The organism is Leclercia sp. CFBP8987 (genome assembly GCF_034044995.2).
Taxonomy (GTDB): domain Bacteria; phylum Pseudomonadota; class Gammaproteobacteria; order Enterobacterales; family Enterobacteriaceae; genus Enterobacter; species Enterobacter tamurae.
This window is the reverse complement of sequence record NZ_CM188255.1, coordinates 26079-48062: the sequence shown is the minus strand read 5'-3', so window position 1 is coordinate 48062 and position 21984 is coordinate 26079. Positions and strand designations below refer to the sequence as shown.

The 21984-nt window shown below is 55.3% G+C and carries 21 protein-coding genes, 1 tRNA gene and 1 pseudogene; 8 read left to right on the top strand and 15 right to left on the bottom strand.

Annotation, left to right across the window (positions count from 1 at the left end; all coding sequences use genetic code 11):
- Window positions 1-92: 92 nt before the first annotated feature.
- Window positions 93-1286, bottom strand: coding sequence for a purine ribonucleoside efflux pump NepI (gene nepI / locus SOM40_RS00240; protein WP_262671594.1), 1194 nt, complete (start codon window positions 1284-1286; stop codon window positions 93-95).
- A 166-nt stretch (window positions 1287-1452) separates the two neighbouring features.
- A complete protein-coding gene (locus SOM40_RS00235) occupies window positions 1453-1905 on the bottom strand; it encodes a DUF1198 domain-containing protein (protein ID WP_106995594.1) in 453 nt (150 codons plus the stop codon).
- Window positions 1906-2005: 100 nt separating this feature from the next.
- Here SOM40_RS00235 and SOM40_RS00230 point away from each other — a divergent pair.
- Together SOM40_RS00230 and SOM40_RS00225 are read left to right on the top strand one after the other, a co-directional pair.
- A pseudogene (locus tag SOM40_RS00230) lies at window positions 2006-2119 on the top strand (LysR family transcriptional regulator); the annotation flags it as partial.
- Between the two features lie 87 nt (window positions 2120-2206).
- Window positions 2207-3007 carry an MBL fold metallo-hydrolase gene (locus SOM40_RS00225; RefSeq protein WP_225759892.1) on the top strand — a complete coding sequence of 267 codons (801 nt, stop codon included), beginning with the start codon at window positions 2207-2209 and terminating at the stop codon, window positions 3005-3007.
- Between the two features lie 3 nt (window positions 3008-3010).
- Here the strand turns inward: SOM40_RS00225 and SOM40_RS00220 are convergent, their stop codons facing one another.
- Complete coding sequence (locus SOM40_RS00220; RefSeq protein WP_225759893.1) at window positions 3011-4129, bottom strand: amino acid permease; 1119 nt, start codon at window positions 4127-4129, stop codon at window positions 3011-3013.
- A gap of 59 nt (window positions 4130-4188) precedes the next feature.
- The gene (locus SOM40_RS00215) at window positions 4189-5082 is read right to left on the bottom strand and encodes a hypothetical protein (RefSeq protein ID WP_320530817.1); all 894 of its coding nucleotides are present in this window, start codon (window positions 5080-5082) and stop codon (window positions 4189-4191) included.
- Between the two features lie 192 nt (window positions 5083-5274).
- Here SOM40_RS00215 and SOM40_RS00210 point away from each other — a divergent pair.
- Window positions 5275-5377, top strand: a tRNA-OTHER gene (locus SOM40_RS00210).
- Between the two features lie 343 nt (window positions 5378-5720).
- Here the strand turns inward: SOM40_RS00210 and SOM40_RS00205 are convergent.
- From SOM40_RS00205 to rbsK, 8 genes are all read right to left on the bottom strand, one after another.
- On the bottom strand, window positions 5721-6725 hold the full coding sequence (locus SOM40_RS00205; RefSeq protein ID WP_106995593.1) for an alpha/beta fold hydrolase: 1005 nt from the start codon (window positions 6723-6725) through the stop codon (window positions 5721-5723).
- 163 nt (window positions 6726-6888) lie between these two features.
- Window positions 6889-8280 (bottom strand): hexose-6-phosphate:phosphate antiporter UhpT, encoded by a 1392-nt coding sequence (uhpT, locus tag SOM40_RS00200; protein ID WP_320530816.1) that lies wholly within the window; start codon window positions 8278-8280, stop codon window positions 6889-6891.
- Window positions 8281-8423: 143 nt separating this feature from the next.
- A complete protein-coding gene (locus SOM40_RS00195; RefSeq protein WP_166181035.1) occupies window positions 8424-9743 on the bottom strand; it encodes an MFS transporter in 1320 nt (439 codons plus the stop codon).
- Entirely contained in the window at window positions 9736-11241 is a 1506-nt protein-coding gene (uhpB, locus tag SOM40_RS00190) for a signal transduction histidine-protein kinase/phosphatase UhpB (protein WP_320530815.1), read from the bottom strand. Before uhpB ends, SOM40_RS00195 begins: the two co-directional genes overlap by 8 nt.
- Window positions 11241-11831 carry a response regulator transcription factor UhpA gene (uhpA, locus tag SOM40_RS00185; RefSeq protein WP_106995589.1) on the bottom strand — a complete coding sequence of 197 codons (591 nt, stop codon included), beginning with the start codon at window positions 11829-11831 and terminating at the stop codon, window positions 11241-11243. Before uhpA ends, uhpB begins: the two co-directional genes overlap by 1 nt.
- An 83-nt stretch (window positions 11832-11914) precedes the next feature.
- Window positions 11915-12925, bottom strand: a complete 1011-nt coding sequence (locus SOM40_RS00180) for an aldose 1-epimerase family protein (RefSeq protein WP_320530814.1) — start codon at window positions 12923-12925, stop codon at window positions 11915-11917.
- Between the two features lie 11 nt (window positions 12926-12936).
- Window positions 12937-14253 carry an L-fucose:H+ symporter permease gene (fucP, locus tag SOM40_RS00175; RefSeq protein WP_106995587.1) on the bottom strand — a complete coding sequence of 439 codons (1317 nt, stop codon included), beginning with the start codon at window positions 14251-14253 and terminating at the stop codon, window positions 12937-12939.
- Window positions 14254-14282: 29 nt separating this feature from the next.
- Window positions 14283-15203 carry a ribokinase gene (gene rbsK, locus SOM40_RS00170; protein WP_106995586.1) on the bottom strand — a complete coding sequence of 307 codons (921 nt, stop codon included), beginning with the start codon at window positions 15201-15203 and terminating at the stop codon, window positions 14283-14285.
- Window positions 15204-15525: 322 nt separating this feature from the next.
- On the opposite strand from rbsK, the gene SOM40_RS00165 reads away from it, so the two are divergent.
- A complete protein-coding gene (locus SOM40_RS00165; RefSeq protein ID WP_320530813.1) occupies window positions 15526-16317 on the top strand; it encodes a DeoR family transcriptional regulator in 792 nt (263 codons plus the stop codon).
- 1 nt (window position 16318) lies between these two features.
- On the opposite strand, the gene ilvN is transcribed toward SOM40_RS00165, so the two are convergent.
- The 3 genes from ilvN to ivbL form a co-directional block, all read right to left on the bottom strand.
- A complete protein-coding gene (gene ilvN, locus SOM40_RS00160; protein WP_039032259.1) occupies window positions 16319-16606 on the bottom strand; it encodes an acetolactate synthase small subunit in 288 nt (95 codons plus the stop codon).
- A 3-nt stretch (window positions 16607-16609) separates the two neighbouring features.
- Window positions 16610-18298, bottom strand: coding sequence for an acetolactate synthase large subunit (gene ilvB, locus SOM40_RS00155; RefSeq protein ID WP_320530812.1), 1689 nt, complete (start codon window positions 18296-18298; stop codon window positions 16610-16612).
- A 100-nt stretch (window positions 18299-18398) separates the two neighbouring features.
- A complete protein-coding gene (gene ivbL, locus SOM40_RS00150) occupies window positions 18399-18497 on the bottom strand; it encodes an ilvB operon leader peptide IvbL (RefSeq protein WP_106995583.1) in 99 nt (32 codons plus the stop codon).
- 524 nt (window positions 18498-19021) lie between these two features.
- Here ivbL and tisB point away from each other — a divergent pair.
- The 4 genes from tisB (at window position 19022) to emrD (ending at window position 21878) form a co-directional block, all read left to right on the top strand.
- Window positions 19022-19111: a type I toxin-antitoxin system toxin TisB gene (tisB, locus tag SOM40_RS00145; RefSeq protein ID WP_039032257.1), complete on the top strand. Its 90-nt coding sequence runs from the start codon at window positions 19022-19024 to the stop codon at window positions 19109-19111.
- A 64-nt stretch (window positions 19112-19175) separates the two neighbouring features.
- Window positions 19176-19622 carry a GNAT family N-acetyltransferase gene (locus SOM40_RS00140; protein ID WP_225759899.1) on the top strand — a complete coding sequence of 149 codons (447 nt, stop codon included), beginning with the start codon at window positions 19176-19178 and terminating at the stop codon, window positions 19620-19622.
- Between the two features lie 62 nt (window positions 19623-19684).
- Complete coding sequence (locus SOM40_RS00135; RefSeq protein WP_106995581.1) at window positions 19685-20518, top strand: EamA family transporter; 834 nt, start codon at window positions 19685-19687, stop codon at window positions 20516-20518.
- A gap of 175 nt (window positions 20519-20693) precedes the next feature.
- A complete protein-coding gene (gene emrD, locus SOM40_RS00130; protein WP_320530811.1) occupies window positions 20694-21878 on the top strand; it encodes a multidrug efflux MFS transporter EmrD in 1185 nt (394 codons plus the stop codon).
- Window positions 21879-21984 lie beyond the last annotated feature (106 nt).

The window sequence follows — 21984 nt, the reverse complement described above, 5'->3', positions numbered from 1 at the left end:
CTAACCCTCTCCCCATAGGGGAGAGGGGACGGCTCGGTGCAGGCTTTTCACCCTCGCCCTTTTGGGAAGAGGGCCGGGGTGAGGGGAAGAATTTACGACTTCGCCTTCACCTTACCCGCCACCAGCAGCGCGGTAATCAGCATTAATGTGCCGGAAATGACCAGCGGCGACGTCAGTCCCAGATGGTCGAGCGCAATGCCTCCCACCGCCGCACCGCAGGTGTTCGCCAGTTGGATCACCGCCACCTGAATCGACCCGGCTTTTTCCGCCTGATCGGCCAGCGAGCGGGTGATCCACGTCGACCAGCCCACCGGAATCAGCGCGAAGGCAAAGCCCCAAATAATCGCAATCGCCGAGGCCACCCACTTGTCGCTGCCCCACAGGATCAGCACGGCGGCGCTGACTGCCAGCACCAGCGGCGCGCCTGCGAGAGCGAATTTCAGGGAGCGTTTCAGGAACTGCGCCGACAGCGAGGTGCCGACAAAGCTGGCGATACCGAAGCTCAGCAGTACCAGCGTCAGGCCATCAACGTCAAACCCGGCCATGGTCATAAACACCGGACGGATGTAGGTAAAGAAGGCAAACTGCCCGGCGAACGACATAAAGATGGCGATCATCCCCGCCATCACGCCGGGGCGTTTCAGCAGGCTGAACATGTTCTGTTTGTGGTGTGCAGCTTCGCCCGGCAGTGAAGGCAGCGCTTTCCAGACCCACAGAATACAGAGCAGCCCCATCACGGCGGCACCGTTAAAGACGTTACGCCAGCCGATGATCCCCCCGAGGAAACTGCCCAGCGGCGCGGCGATCACCAGCGCGATGGAGACTGCGCCGAAGATGACGGAGAGCGCTTTCGGCACGGTACGCGCTGGCACCAGCCGCATGGTGAGCGAGGCAGACATCGCCCAGAATCCGCCCAGCCCGAGTCCGAGGCAGGCGCGCCCCAACAGCAGCAACATAAAGTTATCGGCAAAGGAGACCAGCAGGCAGGAGAGGGTCAGCAGGACGCTAAAAAGAATGACGACTTTGCGGCGATCGGTGGTACCAATCGCCTGGGTGATAAACAGGCTGGCAAACATGGCAACAAAGGCGGTAACGGTGACCGACTGGCCCGCCAGCCCTTCAGAAATACCCAGATCCTGCGCCATCGGCGTCAGCAGGCTGACCGGCAAAAACTCCACGGTAATCAGGCAGGCGACGCAAAACGCCACGGAAAAAACCGCCGACCAGTTTGGGCGGGAGACCGCTTTAGCATGGGGCGAAGGGGCGGATTGGATCTGTTCTGTCATGGCATCACCTGAGGAGAAAACGAGCGGGAAAGCCGCGCAGTTTAACAGTTAAAGTGTGATCTATTTAACGTTTAGACAACTTTTGGCACTTTTTGCCGGGCGGCGCTGCGCTTGCACCGGCCTACGGGTTTTGTAGCCCCGGTAAGCGAAGCGCCACCGGGGAATATCAATGCAGGAAAAAGACCCCCTCTTCCGGCAGGAAGAGCTGGTTATAGCGCAGCTGGAAAGCGTTAAACTCGTACGGATCGGGCTCCATATCGCGCATAAAGCCGAGCGCCATGCGGATCTGGGCATCGGTGATCGGCGCGGCGAGACGCGCCTTGCGCAGCAGGCGATACCAGCTCAGCAGGTTGTTTTCACTGCTGTCGACAATGCACACCTGCCAGATCAGCAGCACCTGGGCGGCATTCTGCAGGTGCGCTTCGTCCGGGCGCTCCAGGTAGCGGATAAACTCATTCCCGGCGCTTTTGCCAAACTGGTCGATCATCGATTCTACGGGAACCGGAGTGATGCCCAGACGCTCGCTGAGACGACGAATCGCGCGCCGGGGTCCCGACGTCATGACGCGAAAGCCCACCACAAATACCACCGCCAGCGTAGCCAGCATTATCCAGACCATGAACTCTCCTTACGGTTAGTCGAGCATGATATCGGGAAATGCAGCGCGTCGACAGCGGACAACGTCGTATTAATGCACTGAAAACAGATGGTAGAGAATAATGAAAACGGATATCCGCACGCTGGATCTAAATCTTTTGAAAACTCTGGATGCCCTGCTGGATGAGCGCAGCGTCAGCCGGGCGGCATCGCGTTTATCCCTGACCCCGTCAGCACACCTGAAAAGGCGGGATATCAATGGTGTATTATGATGAACAACCGGACCGCCAGTAACGAATACTCACCTCAGGGAAAGAGAGAATATGCCCATAACAATCAGCGTCTTGCTGGAAAACCGACTTAACGCCAACGCTCAAAATTCGCTACGTGCTAAAGCTGGGCTCAGTCTGTTGATACAGGATAAAAATGATTCAATTCTGTTTGATACCGGACCTGATGACAGTTTCCTGCATAACGCAGCCCTGATGGGGATCGACTTGACCCACCTGACCGCAGTCGTACTTTCACACGGTCACTATGACCATTGTGGCGGTGTTCCGTGGTTAGCCGAGAATTGCCGGATCGTATGTCACCCCCTGGTGGCCAAAAAACGCTACTCGGCAGTAAGGTTTTCAGGCTTTACCGCCAGAATAAAAAAATTGTCGCTGAATAATGATTATTCACGTTATCGCATGGAGTACAGCAGTACCCCACTTCATCTTGGGGAGCGTTTTATTTGGTCAGGAGAGATCCCGGTAGCTCATCCGAGCGCGTATGGTGTTATTGGCGATAAAAATGCGACAGTGGACTATGTAAAAGATGAAGGGGTGTTGATCTATAAATCTGATCGTGGCCTGGTCATTTTTATCGGCTGTGGACATCGGGGACTCATTGATATTGTGCATCACTGTCAGAGAATAACCGGCATAAATCATATTCACGCCCTGTTCGGTGGTTTTCACCTGCGTAGCGCGTCCCCTCGGAAGCTCTGGGCTATCAGACAGTTTTTGCACGACCTTAACCCCGATAAAATAATGGGCTGCCATTGTACCGGTAAATGGGGGAGCTTGTGGTTGCCGAATTCAGTTACCCCGGCAACAGGCGATGTTTATGTTCTGGGTTAGGAACTAAATAAATAAGGTTGCTATTACTGCCATCCCACTAAACAGTACCAGGGAGCTGATTATTTTAATAAAAAATTTCCCTTTCATTATAAAATATATTGCAGGGATAAAGAACACCGTTGTAACTATGACTGGCATTGAACCATGAGCGATAATTTTCACTATACTTGGATTTGCAGTTCCTATTATTGTACATACGATAACATTACAACTCAGAATAGCCTTCTTTTTAAATTCAACGAAAGAACTGAGTCCGTCGATAACGCCAGTCAGGGTTCCTATATAGGCGCCAGCAGTGAGCAGACCAATAAGCAATGCTGCCCCGAACCACACGAACCTCTCACCGATAACAGTCGCAGCGTAAGAAAGTGCATCAATATTTTGATAGTTAATGGAATGTATGTCTTCCGGTGTTAGCAATCGACTAACGGCAATAACAAATAAAATAATAAAAGTAAATATAATTATTTTTCCAATAACTAGTTTTTGTCTTTCCGGAAATTCCGAACTTTTTATAAAACGTTGAATGCATGGTGTAAAATTAAATGTAAAAAGAAAAACAGGGAGTAATGTTAAATTTTTAAAAGAAAGAGAATCTGGTGAGTATAGCGATAGATATTTTACAGGTTGAAATAAAAAAAATATTATCATAGCCACAACAGAAACAATTGAAAGGAGCGCAATTCTCGAGATCAGTCTTTCAACTTCTGTATTGAAACAGAACCAAGCTATAGAGAGCGTCAAGCTTAATAATAGTGATACAAAAAACCTGAAAATCAGGCCATCATTATAAAAAGAAGTGACAACATTGACCATTGCTATAAAATTTATCATGACAATGATTATCATTGATATAATAAATAACAAACAAATTACCGATGCCTTTCTTCGGCCCAAAAAATCAGAAGAGGCTGCTAAAAAATCTTTTTCTGGATGAAAGCTAATAAAATTAAAAAAGAGATAGTGAGCCATCAGTGAAACCAGCATAGCGCCGGTAATAAAAACTAGAAAAGGAATGATCCCAAGTACAGTCGGGCCTACTGCTTGAGGTAAAAAAAATATACCAGCGCCAAAAGCAGTTGAAAAGAAAGTTACAGGCCAATATAGATCCGAAATTTTCATGGTATGTTTCATCTATAATTATTATGTCAGAGGTAAAGCTCTTTAGTCACTCATAGCTATTATTCAAAACAAGACTTCCCAAAAAAAACCAATAATGAAGGTAAAGAAAACTTATCATAGAAAGATGATGCAGCCCTGTATCCGTTAAGCACATTCATTCGCGAACATAGAGGAAATACGCCAATATGAGAAGTATAATTATCAAATATTTTATTGGAGGAAACTTTATATCTGATAGCCCTGAATGTGGCGGCATTGCCAGCAGCACAGGTAGGTTTGTTATCTTTTATGATAGCGAAGGTATGCTCATCAATATTCATTAACAAATTGCATCCTTGCCGATTAAATAAAGTACTCTTATCAACAGCGGTTTTTATATATCTTTTAAATCGATCGGCCATAGTTTTTTCACTAACATAAAATGACCGGATATTTATACTGTGGCGCTTGATGATTTGTTTGATATATACATTAATACTTTCAGGGATAATATAAGGAGATGTTGCCATTTTTCTGTACTGATTAGCACCATCAATTTCATAACCATCATTTTTCTCCATATAAAAATCATTTATTTCCATGAGAAAATCAGGTTGAATATTTAGCTGCTCTTTTGATTTCACAATATAATCGATACAAAATTTGGCTGATTTTTCAACTTCAGGACTTACTGAAAATCGATCGTCCAAATTCACGACCGTATGTCCGCCTGATATTACAATATGTTCACTGAGATACCCCCTAGAAAGTTCTATTAGAACATCTAAATTACGGCCACCAACTTCATCAGAAAATACTTCCGTTACTCCAGACTCATCTGCTTTGTAAACAATGAATCTGTCCGCATCTTTCCATCCCTTTGTACAGTTGCACTTATAATCCTTAAAAATAACACTTTCAGCTGTCTTATAGAAGCTCTCATCCCTTAAGGTCAATATTTCAATATCAGCCATGATGTTTTTCCTCCCTAAAAAATATTAGACAATGTGAAACCTACATCAACCTTATTTGCATTTTTGCTACTTACGTCAAATAGTAGGAACTGAGTAAAAACAGATCCATAAATTGTGATGTGTATCCCAAAGAATAATTCAAAACCTTTTAGCCACGTTTATTGTGTGGTTTCATTATTGCGAATCAAATGCGGAGAGGTGGGCGAGTGGTTTAAGCCAGATTGAGGTAAATGAAAATTTTCCCTAGTCCACACGATTTATCGTGTCGTAGGTTCGAATCCTGCTCTCTCCGCCAAATTCTTGATGAATTTTCTTTTTAGAGCTTGGTTTGGATATCTCCCCCTTTAAAATACTTATTATTTTGTAGAATAAAATCTCTTTTTGGCATTCGCGTTACAAATACTTTTTTCTTATTTAAAGCTATATCATCAACTTGGTTTGTATATAAAATCTTATAGATAACTTATTTATATTATTAATTTTCTCCTTAGGGGAAATATCCGTGTGATCAGGCTGCTTTCAATTTCTACGTACGCTTTTCAGGCACCGCGATCACTGTCATCAGGACAATACAGCCGATAGTAGCTACACCGCAATCCCGCGCAGACGTGGCTGCGCGGGCTAATGCTGGAAACCAGTCAGCGAGCCTGAAGCCCTTTCAATAGCGCCTCGTGGAAACGCTGCGGGTCCTGCATCTGCGGCGCGTGGCCCATATCGTTAAACTCCACCAGCGTGGCGTGCGGAATGCGTTTTGCCGTCTCCTGGCCCAGCACCGCGTAGTTGCCGAGCGTTTTGCGGATCTCCGGCGGGGCGAGATCTTTCCCGATGGCGGTGTTGTCCTTCGTGCCGATCATCAATAATACCGGCATCTTCAGCTCGCTGAATTCATAGAAAACCGGCTGGGTGTAGATCATGTCGTAGAGCAGCGCCGAGTTCCACGCCACACGCTCTTTGCCCGGCCCGTTATTCAGCCCGGCGAGCATAGTGACCCAGCGCTCGTACTCCGGCTTCCACTCTCCGGCGTAGTAGGTGTTTTTCTCGTACTCGCGGATCCCGTCGGCGCTGACTTTCAGCTCACGCTGATACCACTGATCAACGGTGATATGCGGCACGCCGCGCGCTTTCCAGTCCTCCAGACCAATCGGGTTCACCATCACCAGCTGTTCCACCTGCTGCGGCCACATCAGCGCGTAGCGGGTTGCCAGCATGCCGCCGGTGGAGTGCCCGATAACCGTGACCCGATCGACGCCCAACGTTTTCAGCAACGCGTGGGTATTGTCCGCCAGCTGCTGGAAGCTGTACTGATACTGTTCGGGCTTGGTGGATTTGCAAAAACCAATCTGATCCGGAGCCACCACGCGATAACCGCTGTCGGCGAGGGCCCGGATGGTACCTTCCCAGGTTCCGGCGCAGAAGTTTTTACCGTGCATCAGCACCACGGTGCGGCCGTTGGCTTTTTCCGGCTTCACGTCCAGATAAGCCATATCCAGCGACTGATTTTGCGAGGTAAAGGTGAAATGTTTCACCGGCCAGGGGTAGTCAAAGCCTTCCAGCTTCTCGCCGTAGGTAGGGGTATCAGCAGCTATCGCGGGTGAGGCCAGCGCCACCAGCAGCGCAAGGCAGGACAATCGTCGGGTCAACATGCAAGCTCTCCGTTAGCAAAAGGGGCTAAGGCTGCGCGAAAGGCGGCAGCGAAATAACACTGTAGAGCATGGCGCGAAGCGGGTGTGTAAAGCGGGGTAAGGTAATCGGGGTACAAATGTAAAAAAGCCCGGCATCACGCCGGGCAAAACGTCACCTGCACACTCAGGCTGCTTTCAATCGTTGCACGTGTTTTTCGCGGCGGATCTTGCGCTCTTCCAGCACCGCGACCATCGCCATCAGGACGATACAGCCAATCGCTGCCGCATCCAGCGCCGCAAAGGTGCCTGCCCAGCCGGTCAAGCCGAAGATCGGCGTGCCGTCGGCGATCATTCCCAGACCGAGCTTGGCGAAGCTGTCGCCGATCAGGTAGGCGAAGGTGCCCTTAATTCCATCGGCAGCGCCGATCGCTTTTTTCGGCACGAAGCCGACTGCGGCCACGCCGATCAGCAGCTGGGGACCAAACACCAGGAAGCCGAGGGCGAACAGGGAAGCGAGATAGACATACTGGTTGCTGGCATGCTGGTAAACGCCCAGCGTGGCGATAATCAGCGCCAGCGCCACGCAGGCCACCAGTGCCCGCCGGCCATTGGCGAGATCGGAGAGCCAGCCCCACAGCAGAGTGCCGACCAGGGCGCCCACTTCAAACAGGGTGAAGCCCTGAATCGCCACCTCTTTGGAAAGTTTCAGCTCCTGGAAGGCATAGACGGTAGACCACTGGTCGATACCGATCCGCACCACGTACAGGAAGATGTTGGAGAAGCAGAGCAGCCAGATGACTTTGTTTTTCAGGACGTACTCAACGAAGATCTGCCATTTGGTCATCTCGTTCTCTTCGGTCTCTTTGTCCTCCTCGCTGATCTCCTCGTCAAACAGCTCTTCGGCTTTACCCAGACCGTAGGATTCCGGGGAGTCACTGCCGTAGCGCAGGCCGATAAAGCCGACGATCAGGGCGATAATCGACGGGAAGATAAACATGCCGATCACATGGCCGTCGAACAACACGTTGGCCCCGAACAGCGCCACCCCTGCCGCACCCGCCCCACCGAGGTTGTGGGAGATATTCCACATCCCGAGATACGATCCACGCTTACGGCGCGGGGTCCATTTGGTGATGGTGGAGTAGCTGCACGACCCACCGGTACTCTGGAAGAAACCGCTCAGGGCATAGAAGGCGATCATCATAAACAGGCTGACCGAGCCCGCACCCATGCTGGCGCTGAAGCCGAGCATACAGATGGCGGAGAGGATCAGCATAAACGGCAGGAACTGCTTGGTATTTTTGCCGTCGGCATAATAGGAAACCAGGGTTTTACCCACCCCGTAGGTGATAGAGAAACCGAGGCCAATCATCCCCAGCTGGGTCATGCTCAGCCCGTAGGTGGAGATCATGTCGTTCTGGGCGATGTTAAAGTTCTTGCGGATCAAATACATGGTCAGGTAGCCAATAAAGACCACCAGATAGGACTGCATGAAGGGTTTGAACCACATTTTGCGCCGCACATCGAGCGGCAGATCCAGGGTCGGCTTGCGCACCTGGTTGAGGAAGGCCAGCATGGTTTGCTCCTGAGCTGATTTTTTATACCTGCGAATGGCAGGCATTGTAAAAATCAGTCGGGAGCAACGCCTGAGACAGCGTCCAGGTGAAACCGGGAAAATATCTTAGTTTTGCCCCACTCGCGGCGAAAAGGTGAGGCGCATCACGCTTCGCTCACCTCACGCGGTGCCTGGGCGTTGAGGAACGGCAGCAGCAGCAGGGCCGAAATCCCCGCCGCGATGGCGATCACCGCAAAGAACCCGCTCCAGTGCCAGGTGTCGATCACCCGCGCCAGCGGCCAGCCGGAGAGCGATGCCCCGAGGTAGGCAAACAGCCCGACGAAGCCCGTCGCCGCGCCCGCTGCGTCCTTGTGCGAGCACTCTGCTGCCGCCATGCCGATCAGCATCTGCGGGCCAAAGACAAAGAAGCCGGTGGTGAAGAAGCAGGCCGCCTGCATCACGTAGCTGGCAAAGGGCATCAGCCACAGGGAGCCGACCGAGAGCAAAATCCCGGCGGCGAAGATCAGGTTCATCGGCCCGCGGTTGCCGTTGAACAGCTTATCCGACCCCCAGCCCGCCACCAGCGCGCCGATAAACCCGCCCAGCTCAAACATCGATACCGCCGAGTTGGCGGTCACCAGATCCACACCGAGCGTCTCGGACATATACAGGTTGCCCCAGTCGTTGATCGCCGCCCGCACCACGTAGACCAGCACGTAGCAGAGTGACAGCAGCCAGATCCAGGGGTTTTGCAGCACGTATCTGGTGAGGATCTCTTTGCGGGTCAGCCCGGCGCCCTCCTGCTGCTGGGCGATCTCCAGCGCGTCATGCCGCCAGTCGCCCACCGCAGGCAGCCCCACGGTTTGCGGCCGATCGCGCAGCCGCCAGCATAAAAACAGCCCGGCAACAATGGCCAGACTTCCGGCAATCATCATTCCCGCACGCCAGCCGTAGTGCAGCGCCGCCGCGCCCACCACGATGGGGATCAACGCCCCGCCAACGTTATGTGCCGTATTCCATATCGCCCACCAGCCGCCGCGCTCGTTGCGCGAGTACCAGGCCGTGAGCAGACGGGCGCAAACCGGCGCGCCCCAGCCCTGGAAAAAGGCGTTCAGCGCCCACAGCAGGGCAAAGGCCCACAGCGAGGTCGAAAAGCCGAACAGGATGTTCACTACCCCGGTGGCGATCAGCCCGATGCCCATAAAATAGCGGGCGTTGGAGCGGTCGCTGACGATGCCGGAGAAAAACTTCGACAGGCCGTAGGTGATGTAAAACAGCGTTGCCAGCAGGCCGATATCGGTGCGGGTCATTACTCCGCTGGCGAGGATCTCCGGTGCGGCGGCGTTAAAGCTTTTGCGGGTGAAATAGAACAGCGCGTAGCCAAGCCAGATGGTGATCAGGATATGGCGACGCCAGTAGCGATAGCGAGCGTCGATCTCGGCTTTGTCACCGATCGGGGCGGCGTTGGCGGGCGTTTTAAACATGATGTGTCCTTAGCGGCAAACTGACGCTGACGCGGGTGCCGTGGGTGCAGGAGATGGCCAGCGTACCGCCAAGGGCCGTGACGCGCTCGCGCATCCCCGCCAGGCCAAAGCCCTGCTGACCGGAGCCGGGCGGCAGGCCGCAGCCGTCGTCTTCAATCACCAGCATCAGGCGTTCATCCTGCTGCCAGCCCTGCAGCGTCACCGCGCTGGCGCTGGCGTGCTTCACGACATTATTCAGCCCCTCCTGACAGACGCGGAACAGGGTAACGCGCTGGCCTTCGCTCAGCGCCGTCTCATCGATATGCCAGTCGAGATGGCTGACGATGCCGCGGCTCTCCAGCTCCATCTCGCGCATCAGGGAGCGTACCGCCTGCACCAGGGTCAGATCGTCCAGCTGGCGCGGACGCAGTCTGCCGAGCAGACGGCGCACCGAATCGTATACCCCCAGCGAGAGCTGTTCGATATGCGCCCCGCCCTGCTTCACGCCCGCGTTGTCGGGGGCCAGGCGCTGGACAATGCCCGCCTGGGTGCGGATAGCGGTGATGGTCTGACCGATATCGTCGTGCAGCTCGCGGGCCACCTCGCGGCGGACATGCTCTTCGGTCTCCAGCAGCCGCTCGGCGAGACGGCGATTGCGCGCCAGCTCGGTTTGCAGGGACTGGTTTAGCTCGCGCAGGCGCTGGATGCCCGCCCCGAGCAGCAGCCCGGTCAGGCTCTGGGCCAGCAGGGAGAGGAGCAGATCCACCGGGTGGTCGTGCCAGGTCTGGCTGGCGATCAGCGCAATAGCGTTCATCAGGGTCGCGATCAGCGCCCCCTGCCAGCCGTAGTGCCAGGCCAGGGCGATAATCGGCAGCGCCAGACAGAACGGGGTAAAGCGCGACAGCTCGGCGGGGAGGCCAAGCTGCAGCCACAAGCTCACCACAAACAGCAGCAGATACCAGATGAGATGTCGGGCGCGCCAGTTCACCGGCTGGGAGACCAGCGCCGGGCCCAGCGGTTGCCAGACGGTGCTGGTGAGGTAATGCCAGATCACCAGGCATGTGGGTGCCAGCGTCAGGCCGCCGGTCAGGGTCAGCAGCAGGGCGTTAAGCATCTCCTTCTCGCCCACCCACGGCAGGGTTTGCAGCAGCGCGGCGGCAATCAGCGCCGCCCCCTGGCGCAGGAGGGTGCGCCAGTCGCGCTGGTGACGATAGCGGGAGATCAGCGCCACGGAGATCAGCGTCAGCACGCTTCCGGTCATCAATAAGGGCAGATGGGCCAGCGCCACTTCCTGCGCCAGCCAGACCAGCATTAGCCATTCGGCCCCGAGCAGCACCGGCCAGTAGCCGCGCGGGCACTGCAGCATCAGCCCCAGCCGCAGGCCAAAGGGGAACAGCAGCACCGCCAGCTCCGGGCGCTCCACCAGGTGCAGGCTGATGCTCCACAGGCAGAACCACGCGGCGGAGAAGATAAAGAAGCTGGCGACCACCGCCACCAGCCGGGAGAAAAGCGTCTGCATTACCAGCCGTCAAACATACGACGCGCCAGCTCAACGTCGTTGCTGACGCCGAGTTTTTCCATCAGGTTGGCGCGATGAACGTGGACGGTTTTTGGCGACAGGCCAAGCTCAACGGCGATCTCCTTCACCGCCATCCCCTGGGCCAGCTTTTCCGCCACCTGGCGTTCACGTCGGGTGAGCGGATCCTGGCGTCCGGCCGCCAGCTTGATGGCGATATCCGGCGTCAGGTAGCAACCGCCAGTGGCGACGGTGCGCACGGCGGCAATCAGTTCGTCCGGGCTACAGCGTTTGGAGAGGAATCCGCGTGCGCCCGCGTTCAGCGCCTGCTCCACCAGCGCCGGGCTGTCGTGGACCGAAAGCATAATGGTCGCCATCCCCTTCGGCAGCTGGCTCAGCAGCTCCAGGCCGGAGAGATCCGGCATCGAGATATCGCAGATACAGACCTGCACCCCGCGCCCCGGCAGACCGGCCAGCGCTTCGCGACCGGAGCCGAACTCGGCCACCACCTGAAAATCGGGCTCCAGGCTCAGCAGCTGGGCAAATCCGGAGCGGACGATAAGGTGATCGTCGATAAGGGCGATGGTGGTCATGGTGAGATCCTGGCGGGATTAAAAAAACGCGCTTACCTTAGCGGCAAGCGCGTTGCTGTTCAAGCTATGAACGATTTACACCGTCAGAGGATGCCGGTGGTCACCGTAAAACTGCGCGTTTGCGCCGGGGCCAGCGAAATCAGGCTGCCGCTGCGCTCTGCCGCCAGGAACCCTTCCGGACGGCAGGTGGCCGGGAGCACGAAGGCGGCCACCTGCTGATCGCCGTTGTAGAGGATCCAGCGGGTGGCGTAGTTCAGCTCGGCACTGGCGAAACGGGTAATGAACGTGACGCCATCGGGCGCAATCATGCGGAATTCCGGGCTGTCGGTGTAGCGATCGAGCTGGTCGGCGAAAAAGACAATTTCCGGATCGTAGAATTGCGGTTCCGCGAGGGTGGTCAGCGTCGCTTCGCCCTGCTGCAGACGTCGGTTGAACGCCAGCCACTGTTCGGTCGGCTTCACGTGGGCCGGTATCGACTCGCGCAGCTGAATGGCCTCATCCGGTACGTTCTGGCTGAAGGTCGCGCCTTCCACATAGGCATAGTTCATGTGGCACATGTACTGGAGCGGCATCGGCACCGTCGCCAGATTGGTCACCGACATGGCGATATCGAACAGGGCGCTCTCTTTATGCAGCGTCACCGTCGGCTGGGCCTGATAATGATGACCGAATCCCATCACATATTCGTAGCGTCCGGCCACCCGCAGACTGTCGCCATCCAGCTCCAGCCAGGCGTCGTCCATCGACGCGCAGGGCATTTCGCCGTGCAGCAGATGGGTATCTTCCGGCGACGGGCAGCCGTTAGCCAGCAGCCCGGAGTGGAAAGCGAAGCAGCCATAGGTCTCGACCACCTCTTTTGCCGCTTTTGGCTGGCTGAACATATTGCGCATCGTCAGGTCACGACCATCGAACTCCGCATCCCAGATCATCTGCCCCAGCCAGGGCAGGATCACCAGGTGACCGCGGCTGTTTTGCACCCGCAGCCCCTCCACGCCGCTGGCGTAGCGAAACGCCGTCACCGTGAAGTCATCATTTTCCAGTAAAGCACGCGGCTGTTCGGTAAAGAGCGCGCGCCACAGGGAAAGTTTCGTCATGGTGATCCTCCTCAGGAAGCGGTGGCTTCGGTCAGGTTGCGGCGCACTTTGCTCTCACGCCAGAAGTAGACGCCCACGTAGACAAAGCACAGCATTGAGACCAGGAACGAGGCCTGTAACGAATGGAACAGGTCAGCAACATAGCCCTGCACCGCAGGCACCACTGCCGCCCCGACAATCGCCATCACGATCACCGCCCCTGCCATCTCGGTATGCTCGTTGTCCACGGTGTCCAGGGTGCCGGCATAGATGGTGGCCCAGCAAGGTCCGAACAGAATGCTCACCAGCACCGCCGCATACACCGCACTGAAGCTCGGGGCCAGTGCTACGTAGACCAGCAGCAGCGCCCCAATCACCGAATAGAGGATCAGCACTTTTTCCGGGTTGAAGCGGGTCATCAGGATGTTGGCGACAAACTTGCCGATGAAGAAGCAGATAAAGCTGTAGACCATAAAGTTAGAGGCATCACGCTCGTTGATGTCTCCCAGCTCCAGCGCCAGTCGGATAGTGAATGACCACACCGCCACCTGCATCCCAACATAAAGGAACTGGGCCACAATACCGCGACGGAAGCGGGCGTTGCCGGCCAGGTAGCGCAGGGTATCCATCGCCGACGGGCGTTTATGCTGCGGCGTTGCCGCCACTTTACAGGTCGGGAAGCGGGTCAGCAGGAACAGCACCATCACCACAACCAGCACCATAATCATGTACTTGTAGGGTTCGAGGGTGTTATCCAGCATCAGGATTTTGAAGTTATGGATCTGCTCGGCATTCATCCCGGCCATCTGCTTCTCAAGACTGTCGCCTTCGGAGAAGACCAGATATTTACCCAGCAAAATCCCGGCCACCGCGCCGATCGGATAGAAGGTCTGGCTGACGTTCAGACGCAGGGTGGCGTAGGCTTTCGGGCCAATCATCGAGCTGTAGGTATTGGCCGCCGTTTCGAGGAAGCTCAGACCAATGGCGATGGCAAAAATCGCAGCCAGGAACATGGTGTAGGTTGCCATGTGCGACGCCGGGAAAAAGAGCGTACAGCCCACGATATAGAGCGTTAATCCGATTAAGATCGCCACTTTATAACTGGTTTTTTTAATCACCAGCGAGGCCGGAATAGCAATAAGGAAATAACCGCCATAAAACGCACTTTGCACCAGCGCTGAGGCAAAATTACTGAGTGCAAAGACGCTTTTAAACTGCGTAATTAAAATATCATTTAAAGCAGCAGCGCATCCCCATAACGGGAATAAGCAGGATAACAAAATAAACTGGAACAGAGGGGTTTTATTCAGATAGCCGTCAGGCATCTGAATGATGTTTTTATCGTTCATAGTGCTACCTTTTATTTCGCAGGGTTTTATTATTCGTTCAATGCCAGATACTCATTGAATTGTTCAATGCTGGGGTAAGACGACTGGGTGCCTTTCCCGGTGACGCTGAAGGCGGCAAACAGGGCGGCTTTTTTCATGGCGGCTTCAACATCGCCGCTCTGGACGTAGTAATGGGCGAAGCAGCCGATAAAGGCATCACCGGCCCCGCTGGTATCGATGGCATTCACTTTAATTGCCGGAACCGTGACTTCCCGGTCGCGCGTCATCCACAGGGCACCTTTTTCGCCCATGGTGACAATAATATTATTTAGCCCTTTATCCACCAGCGATCGCGCCGCGAGGCAGATATTTTCGTAGGTATTTACCGGCATGCCGGTCAGAATTTCCAGCTCGGTTTCATTCGGCACAAAGAAATCACATTTGCAGGCATAAGACATATCTAATTCACGCAGTGCCGGAGCCGGGTTTAATAACACCTGAATACCGTGCTTTTTACCAAACTCAATAGCGTGATAAACCGTTTCGAGCTGCACTTCGAGCTGCAGAACAATAAGCTGACACTTTTTCAGATCGTCTGCCGCGCGATCGATATCTTCCGGTGAGAGGAATTTATTGGCGCCCTTCACAATCAGAATGCTGTTGCTGGAGTTGGCGTTAACAAAGATCGGTGCCACGCCGCTGCTGGTGCACGGCACTTTTTCCACATAGGTGGTGTTGATGCCCCAGGACTCCAGATTGCGGATGGTGTTATCGGCAAAAATATCATCACCGACTTTGGTCAGCATCATCACCTTCGAATTGAGCTTGGCCGCCGCCACCGCCTGATTCGCGCCTTTGCCACCACAGCCAATTTTAAACGCCGGGGCTTCGAGGGTTTCGCCCTCTTTCGGCATCTGATTAATGTAGGTGATGAGATCCACCATGTTGGAGCCGATAACCGCGATATCCATGTTTACTACCTCTCTGAAACAATCACACAACAATGATATTATCGTAACATTATCATGTTATTTTCGTATCATTTGTGACTGCGATCGCGATTAGCGGATCCGCCACGCTGTTTACTGTTTGAGCGTTGCGCAGCGGTAAAAGTGTGATGGAATAGAGAATTTTTAAAATATAACCATTAATTACAGTATGTTGTATAGTAAACGCAGTTTGAGAAGTGGCTTTTCTTTCCTGCCGGGCGGCAGTATAGTATGGCGCAACAAGAATGTTCCCGACGCATCATAAATGTGGTTTAAGGAACATCACACGGTACGGAGAGGGTGAATGGAGACGAAGCAAAAAGAACGAATCCGGCGTCTGGTTGAGCTATTAAAGAAAACCGATCGCATTCACCTGAAAGATGCTGCCAGGATGCTTGAAGTCTCCGTCATGACCATCCGTCGCGATCTCAGCCCGGATAACCATGACAACGTGCTTCCCCTGACCCTGCTGGGCGGCTATATCGTGATGGTCAATAAACCGGCCACCGCGCCTGCAACACCGGTGGTGCGCAGTCAGACTCACCATCCCGACGACCTGCCCATCGCCATTCTGGCGGCCGGCATGGTGGCGGAAAACGATCTGGTCTTTTTCGATAACGGCCCGGAAATGCCGCTGGTGATTAGCATGATCCCCGACGACATTACCTTCACCGGCATCTGCTATTCACATCGCGTGTTTATGGCGCTCAATGAGAAGCCCAACGCCACCGCCATTCTGTGTGGGGGCACCTATCGGGCTAAAAGCGATGCATTTTACGACACCAGCAATCCGTCGGTGCTGGACTCCCTGAACCCACGCAAGGTGTTTATCTCCGCCAGCGGCGTGCATGAGCACTACGGCGTGACCTGGTTTAACCTCGACGACCTGGCCACCAAGCGCAAAGCGATGCAGCACGGCATCCGCAAAATTCTGCTAGCCCGCTACGCCCTGTTTGATGAAGTGGCCCCCGCCAGCATCGGGCCGTTGTCGGTCTTTGATGTGCTGATCAGCGACCGCCCGCTACCGGCAGACTATCCGGCCCACTGCCGGAACGGCTTTGTGAAGATCATTACCCCGGACGCCGCCGGGGAGTGATTTACTCGAAGAACACCGCAATTTTGTTAAACATGGTCGGATCGGACTGGTTACGCACCACTTTCACCACGTCCTCCAGCTTGTCGATCTGGGCCATCATCTGCTCCAGGCGCTGATCGTCATTCACCAGCAGCCAGATGCGGCTGTGCTCGCTCCCCTGAATCGGCAGACAGAGAATGCCCTCCACGTTGAACGCCCGGCGGGCAAACAGCCCGCAGACGTGAGTCATGACCCCGGGATGGTTGCGGACGGTAAGCTCAAGGATGACGTTATCGTTTTGTTTTTGCATGGCTTATTCCCCCACCATTTCAGTATTGGCCGCACCCGGCGGGACCATCGGATAGACTTTTTGCTGTGGATCGATACGGACGTGGATCAGCGCCGGGCCAGGGCGTGAGATCGCCGCCTGCAGCGAGGCCTGCGCATCCTCTTCGGCATTCAGATCGCAGGTGTGCAGGCCAAACCCGGCAGCAATCTGCATAAAGTTAATCATCCCCGGATAGGTGGCGGCGAAAACACCCTGCTTGTAGAACAGGCTCTGCTGCTGATGCACCAGGCCCAGCGCTTCGTTGTTCATCAGGATGATTTTCACATCCAGCTGGTTTTCCGCCGCGGTGGCCATCTCCTGAATGTTCATCATCAGGCTGCCGTCGCCGGAGAAGCAGATCACCTTGCGGTCCGGGTTGGCCAGTGCCGCGCCCACGGCCGCAGGCAGACCAAAGCCCATGGTTCCCAGCCCGCCGGAGGTCAGCCACTGGCGTGGACGGTTCAGCGGATAGGCCTGGGCGGTCCACATCTGATGCTGACCGACGTCGGTAGTGATGATGGCGCTGTCGTCCACGCAGGCGGCCACGGCGTTAATCAGCCCGTAGTGGCTGAGCGGATTGCCTTCGGTCGGGATGGCGCCCGGGAACTCCTGCTGCAGGCCGGTCACCTGCTGATGCCACGCGCTGCGCGGGGTAGCGTCGATGTGCGGCAGCAGCTGGGCCAGCACCTCGTTGACATCGCCCTGGATCGCCACATGCGGCTGCTTGATTTTGCCCAGCTCGGCGCGGTCGATATCCACATGAATAATTTTGGCATTCGGGCAGAACTGCTCGGTTTTGCCAATCGCCCGGTCATCAAAACGTGCCCCGAGAACAATCAATAAATCAGCTTCTTGCAGAATAAAGTTGGTGCTGCGCGCGCCGTGCATCCCCAGCATCCCCAGCGACAGCGGGTGCGCTTTTGGCAGCATGCCCAGCGCCATCAGGGTCATGGTGGTTGGCAGGCTGGCTTTTTCCGCCAGGGTGCGCACCGCGTCAGGGGCATCGATCACCCCGCCGCCCAGATAGAGCACCGGACGTTGTGCGGCATTAATCATCGCCGCGGCCTCGCGCACGCTCTCAACGCTGAATTTCGGGGATGGCGCGCGGGTGCCCGGCTCCGGCAGCACCTCGATCTCAATTTCAGCAGTCTGCACATCCTTAGGAATGTCTATCCACACCGGGCCCGGACGGCCGGACTGGGCGATACGGAACGCATCGCTGATAACCTGCGGTAATTCGCTGATATCGCGCACTAAATAGTTGTGCTTGGTGATGGGGATAGAGATGCCGTAGGTGTCCACTTCCTGGAACGCATCGGTGCCGATCATCGAGGCCGGCACCTGGCCAGTAATGCAGACTAACGGGATAGAGTCGAGACGCGCATCGGCGATGGCGGTCACCAGGTTGGTGGCCCCCGGCCCGCTACAGGCCATACAGACCGCCGGTTTGCCCTGAGTACGGGCCATGCCCTGCGCGATAAAGCCTGCGCCCTGCTCGTGACGCGCCAGCACGTGGCGGATCTGCGTGCTCTGGCTTAAGGCGTCATACAGCGGGAGTACCGTCCCGCCAGGAATACCCGCTACCGTGGTAATGCCCTGACGTTCCAGCAGATGAACGATTAACTGCGCGCCTGTAAAACGCGTCTTGTGGGATGTTGTGCCCGAACTTGCCATGCTCCAGTCCTTCTTATGGGCCGACTTTCCGGGGGGCTTTTAACGAAAAACCCCGCCGGTTTGCGCCGGCGGGGTTTGGAATCGTGTGTTGATTCAGTCCCTACGGCGCATTGCCGACGACCACCACCACACGCACGACGACCACTGCGGCTGGGTGCGCAGTTTTTAGTAGGGTCGAAGTCAGCAGGGAAGCGTTCATTAGGAACCTGTATCTGGAATCATTGAGTGGATTTATACAAGCACAGGTTTACAGGCGTGACAACGGAATTATTTTCATCTGCCTGAAAATGCGTCAGGGATCACGTTTCGCTTGTCGGGTGATGAAAACAAAAAACCCCGCCGGAGCGAGGTTTTTTTTGCAGTGTTTGCGGCTGGTGACCGCAGAGCACACTGTGTTACGTCAACGCCCGAAGTATACGCGATCGCGCGGAAACGCGCAATTTACGGCACGGATTTTGACGCCTTTGAGTATGGATCGCCCTTCACGTTTTGTCCATAAATTACTGTTCATATATACAGTATTTATCTATACTGGGTGTGTTCACAGGGTGTGAGGGGAGCCGCTCGTAGTACACCGGCGCAACGAAGTCCTGGCTGAAACGGGTGGTGCCGTCAGCGCCTCCACTCCCCACCTGAGCACACTGTGTTACGTCAACAAAGGTGCTGGCCACAGGCGGCGGAAAGGTACGCCAGCATCGTGCTCCTTAACCAGAGGAGACGCGTATGAGCGTAGTGGATATGGTTGTACTTATCCTCAAACTCATTGTTGCAGCACTGCAACTGCTTGATGCTGTCCTGAAATACGTTAAGTAACTCAGGTTCAAGCCGCACCAAAGGGGGGCGGGAAACCGCCCCTCTTTAATAACGAGGGAATGCTATGTTGCGTTTATTAATTGAGCCTGTCACGCCGGACGAACCGGGGTATATCGCGCTCAAAACTGAGAGCACCGCGCTCAATTTCAATATGCTGCGCCGGCTGGAAGAGAACTGGGAGCGGGGTGAAAACCGCTTCAACGCCCCGGGTGAAAAGCTGCTGGGTGCGTTTTTGAACGGCAAACTGGTGGGGATTTGCGGGCTAAATCGCGATCCGTTCAGCCAGCAGCCGCGGGCCGGTCGTATTCGCCACCTGTATATCAGCGAAAGCTGTCGTGGGCTGGGTATCGGCAGGCAGCTGCTCGCCGTGGTGATGGCCGATGCCAGCGTCTGGTTCGATTTTCTTAATACTCATGCGCCGCACACTGCCTGGGCCTTCTACCAGCGCGCTGGCTTTACGCTGGTCGCGGATGAACCGCGCGTCACGCACCGGCTTTTTTGCGCGATCTGAGCGGCTGGCAGCATCGGATTGTGAATGTTACAGTTGAGTGACAATTCACCACCCGATACGCCATGACGCTCTCCGTTTTCTGCATCTTACTCTTTGCCGCACTGCTGCATGCCAGCTGGAATGCCATTGTCAAAGCCGGAACGGATAAGCTCTATTCGGCGATCGGCGTCAGCGGCTCCGCCACGCTGATTGCCCTGGTGTTGCTTCCCTTCTCTCCCCAACCATCTGCGGCCAGCTGGCCGTTTTTGATTGTCTCCTGCGCCCTACAGGTGGTGTATACCGTTCTGGTCGCGAAGACCTATCAGGTCTCCGATATGAGTCAGACCTATCCGCTAATGCGCGGTACCGCGCCGCTGCTGGTAGCGCTTATCAGCGTGCTGGCGCTGGGTGATAACCTCTCATGGTTTGCCTGGTCCGGCATCGGAGTGATCTGCCTCTCAATACTGGCCATGGCAATGAACGGACGCATGCAGTCACGAAAAGGGATCTGGCTGGCGCTGCTGAATGCCTGTTTTATCGCGGGTTATACGCTGGTGGACGGCACCGGCGTACGGCTATCGGACACCGCGCTAGGTTATACGCTGTGGACCTTCTTTATGAACGGCTTCTGTCTGCTGAGCTGGGCGATGGTGGCACGTCGGCGCGACGCGTCCAGCTACCTGCGTCTGCACTGGAAAAAGGGGTTACTCGGCGGCATTGGCACTATGGGCTCTTATGGCCTGGCGCTATGGGCAATGACGCAGGCGCCATTGGCGGTGGTCGCAGCGCTGCGTGAAACCTCCATTCTCTTTGGTGCGCTGATCGCATTTGTTCTTTTAAAAGAGAAGGTTTCGGGTCTGCGTATTGCTGCGGCGCTGGGTATTGCAGGTGGCGCCATTCTCCTGCGCCTGGCCTGAATCACTGGCAATATTAGTTGCCGATCTTGTTTACAAATCCTGCCTTTTTCCGCGTCTCCATTCATCACAGCAATGCTTAATTTGTCATTTTCCTGTGGTAGATTCCTCGCGCATTTATGGGAATGCGCAGTCACTTACTCTTTATTTATCACTTTTGGCAAAATTATTCAGCAACATGAAAAGACAGCGGAACGTTAATTTACTCCTGATGTTGGTATTGCTGGTCGCCGTCGGTCAGATGGCGCAAACCATCTATATCCCGGCTATTGCCGACATGGCGAAGGAACTCCAGGTACGCGAGGGTGCCGTCCAGAGCGTGATGGCAGCCTACCTGTTAACCTACGGCGTCTCGCAACTGTTCTACGGCCCGCTCTCGGATCGCGTTGGCCGTCGTCCAGTGATCCTTGTGGGGATGACGATATTTATGATCGCCACGGTGATTGCCATGACCACCCACAGCCTGAGCGTGCTGATTGCCGCCAGCGCGTTGCAGGGCGTCGGCACCGGCGTTGGCGGGGTGATGGCGCGTACCCTGCCGCGCGATATGTATCAGGGCACCCAGCTGCGCCATGCCAACAGCCTGCTCAATATGGGCATTCTGGTCAGCCCGCTGCTGGCCCCGCTGATTGGCGGCCTGCTGGATACCATGTGGTCCTGGCGCGCCTGTTACGGCTTCCTGCTGGTGCTGTGCGTCATCGTCACCTTCAGCATGGCGCGCTGGATGCCGGAAACCCGACCCGCGGAAGCACCGCGCACCAAACTGCTCACCAGCTACAAAATCCTCTTCGGCAACGGAGCCTTTAACTGCTACGTGCTGATGCTGGTGGGCGGCCTGGCGGGTATCGCGGTGTTCGAAGCCAGCTCTGGCGTACTGTTAGGTGCCGGGCTGGGTCTCAGCAGTATGGTGGTCAGTATTCTGTTTATCCTGCCGATCCCGGCGGCGTTTTTCGGCGCCTGGTTTGCCGGGCGGGCCAATAAACGCTTTACCACCCTGATGTGGCAGTCGGTGGTGAGCTGCTTGCTGGCGGGGCTGATGATGTGGATCCCGGGGCTGTTCGGGGTGATGAACGTCTGGACCCTGCTGATCCCGGCCGCGCTGTTCTTCTTTGGCGCGGGGATGCTGTTCCCGCTGGCGACCAGCGGCGCGATGGAGCCCTTCCCGTTCCTCGCGGGCACCGCCGGGGCGCTGGTAGGGGGTCTGCAGAATATCGGCTCCGGCGCGCTGGCCTGGCTCTCGGCGATGCTGCCGCAAAACGGGCAGGCGAGCCTCGGGCTGCTGATGACGCTTATGGGCCTGCTGATTGTGCTCTGCTGGCTGCCGCTGGCCTCCCGCGCCTCGCATCACGAGCAGGCGGTGTAAGCATCTAATGGCCCGGCTTTTCGTCGGGCTTTCTCGAATGAACTTCTTTAGCTTATAGTTAAATTGAGTAGTAGAATGCTATGCCTCGTCGGGAAAAGACGATTAT

Excerpts from the sequence above, each read along its gene's own strand:
- SOM40_RS00220 (WP_225759893.1), bottom strand. The coding sequence starts at position 4,129 with ATGAAAATTTCGGATCTATATTGGCCTGTAACTTTCTTTTCAACTGCT.
- SOM40_RS00140 (WP_225759899.1), top strand. The coding sequence starts at position 19,176 with ATGTTGCGTTTATTAATTGAGCCTGTCACGCCGGACGAACCGGGGTAT.
- ilvB (WP_320530812.1), bottom strand. The coding sequence starts at position 18,298 with ATGGCAAGTTCGGGCACAACATCCCACAAGACGCGTTTTACAGGCGCG.
- uhpT (WP_320530816.1), bottom strand. The coding sequence starts at position 8,280 with ATGCTGGCCTTCCTCAACCAGGTGCGCAAGCCGACCCTGGATCTGCCG.
- fucP (WP_106995587.1), bottom strand. The coding sequence starts at position 14,253 with ATGAACGATAAAAACATCATTCAGATGCCTGACGGCTATCTGAATAAA.
- SOM40_RS00205 (WP_106995593.1), bottom strand. The coding sequence starts at position 6,725 with ATGTTGACCCGACGATTGTCCTGCCTTGCGCTGCTGGTGGCGCTGGCC.
- rbsK (WP_106995586.1), bottom strand. The coding sequence starts at position 15,203 with ATGGATATCGCGGTTATCGGCTCCAACATGGTGGATCTCATCACCTAC.
- nepI (WP_262671594.1), bottom strand. The coding sequence starts at position 1,286 with ATGACAGAACAGATCCAATCCGCCCCTTCGCCCCATGCTAAAGCGGTC.
- ivbL (WP_106995583.1), bottom strand. The coding sequence starts at position 18,497 with ATGAACGCTTCCCTGCTGACTTCGACCCTACTAAAAACTGCGCACCCA.
- uhpB (WP_320530815.1), bottom strand. The coding sequence starts at position 11,241 with ATGCAGACGCTTTTCTCCCGGCTGGTGGCGGTGGTCGCCAGCTTCTTT.
- tisB (WP_039032257.1), top strand. The coding sequence starts at position 19,022 with ATGAGCGTAGTGGATATGGTTGTACTTATCCTCAAACTCATTGTTGCA.
- SOM40_RS00165 (WP_320530813.1), top strand. The coding sequence starts at position 15,526 with ATGGAGACGAAGCAAAAAGAACGAATCCGGCGTCTGGTTGAGCTATTA.
- SOM40_RS00135 (WP_106995581.1), top strand. The coding sequence starts at position 19,685 with ATGACGCTCTCCGTTTTCTGCATCTTACTCTTTGCCGCACTGCTGCAT.
- SOM40_RS00195 (WP_166181035.1), bottom strand. The coding sequence starts at position 9,743 with ATGTTTAAAACGCCCGCCAACGCCGCCCCGATCGGTGACAAAGCCGAG.
- SOM40_RS00225 (WP_225759892.1), top strand. The coding sequence starts at position 2,207 with ATGCCCATAACAATCAGCGTCTTGCTGGAAAACCGACTTAACGCCAAC.
- SOM40_RS00215 (WP_320530817.1), bottom strand. The coding sequence starts at position 5,082 with ATGGCTGATATTGAAATATTGACCTTAAGGGATGAGAGCTTCTATAAG.
- emrD (WP_320530811.1), top strand. The coding sequence starts at position 20,694 with ATGAAAAGACAGCGGAACGTTAATTTACTCCTGATGTTGGTATTGCTG.
- uhpA (WP_106995589.1), bottom strand. The coding sequence starts at position 11,831 with ATGACCACCATCGCCCTTATCGACGATCACCTTATCGTCCGCTCCGGA.
- SOM40_RS00180 (WP_320530814.1), bottom strand. The coding sequence starts at position 12,925 with ATGACGAAACTTTCCCTGTGGCGCGCGCTCTTTACCGAACAGCCGCGT.
- ilvN (WP_039032259.1), bottom strand. The coding sequence starts at position 16,606 with ATGCAAAAACAAAACGATAACGTCATCCTTGAGCTTACCGTCCGCAAC.
- SOM40_RS00235 (WP_106995594.1), bottom strand. The coding sequence starts at position 1,905 with ATGGTCTGGATAATGCTGGCTACGCTGGCGGTGGTATTTGTGGTGGGC.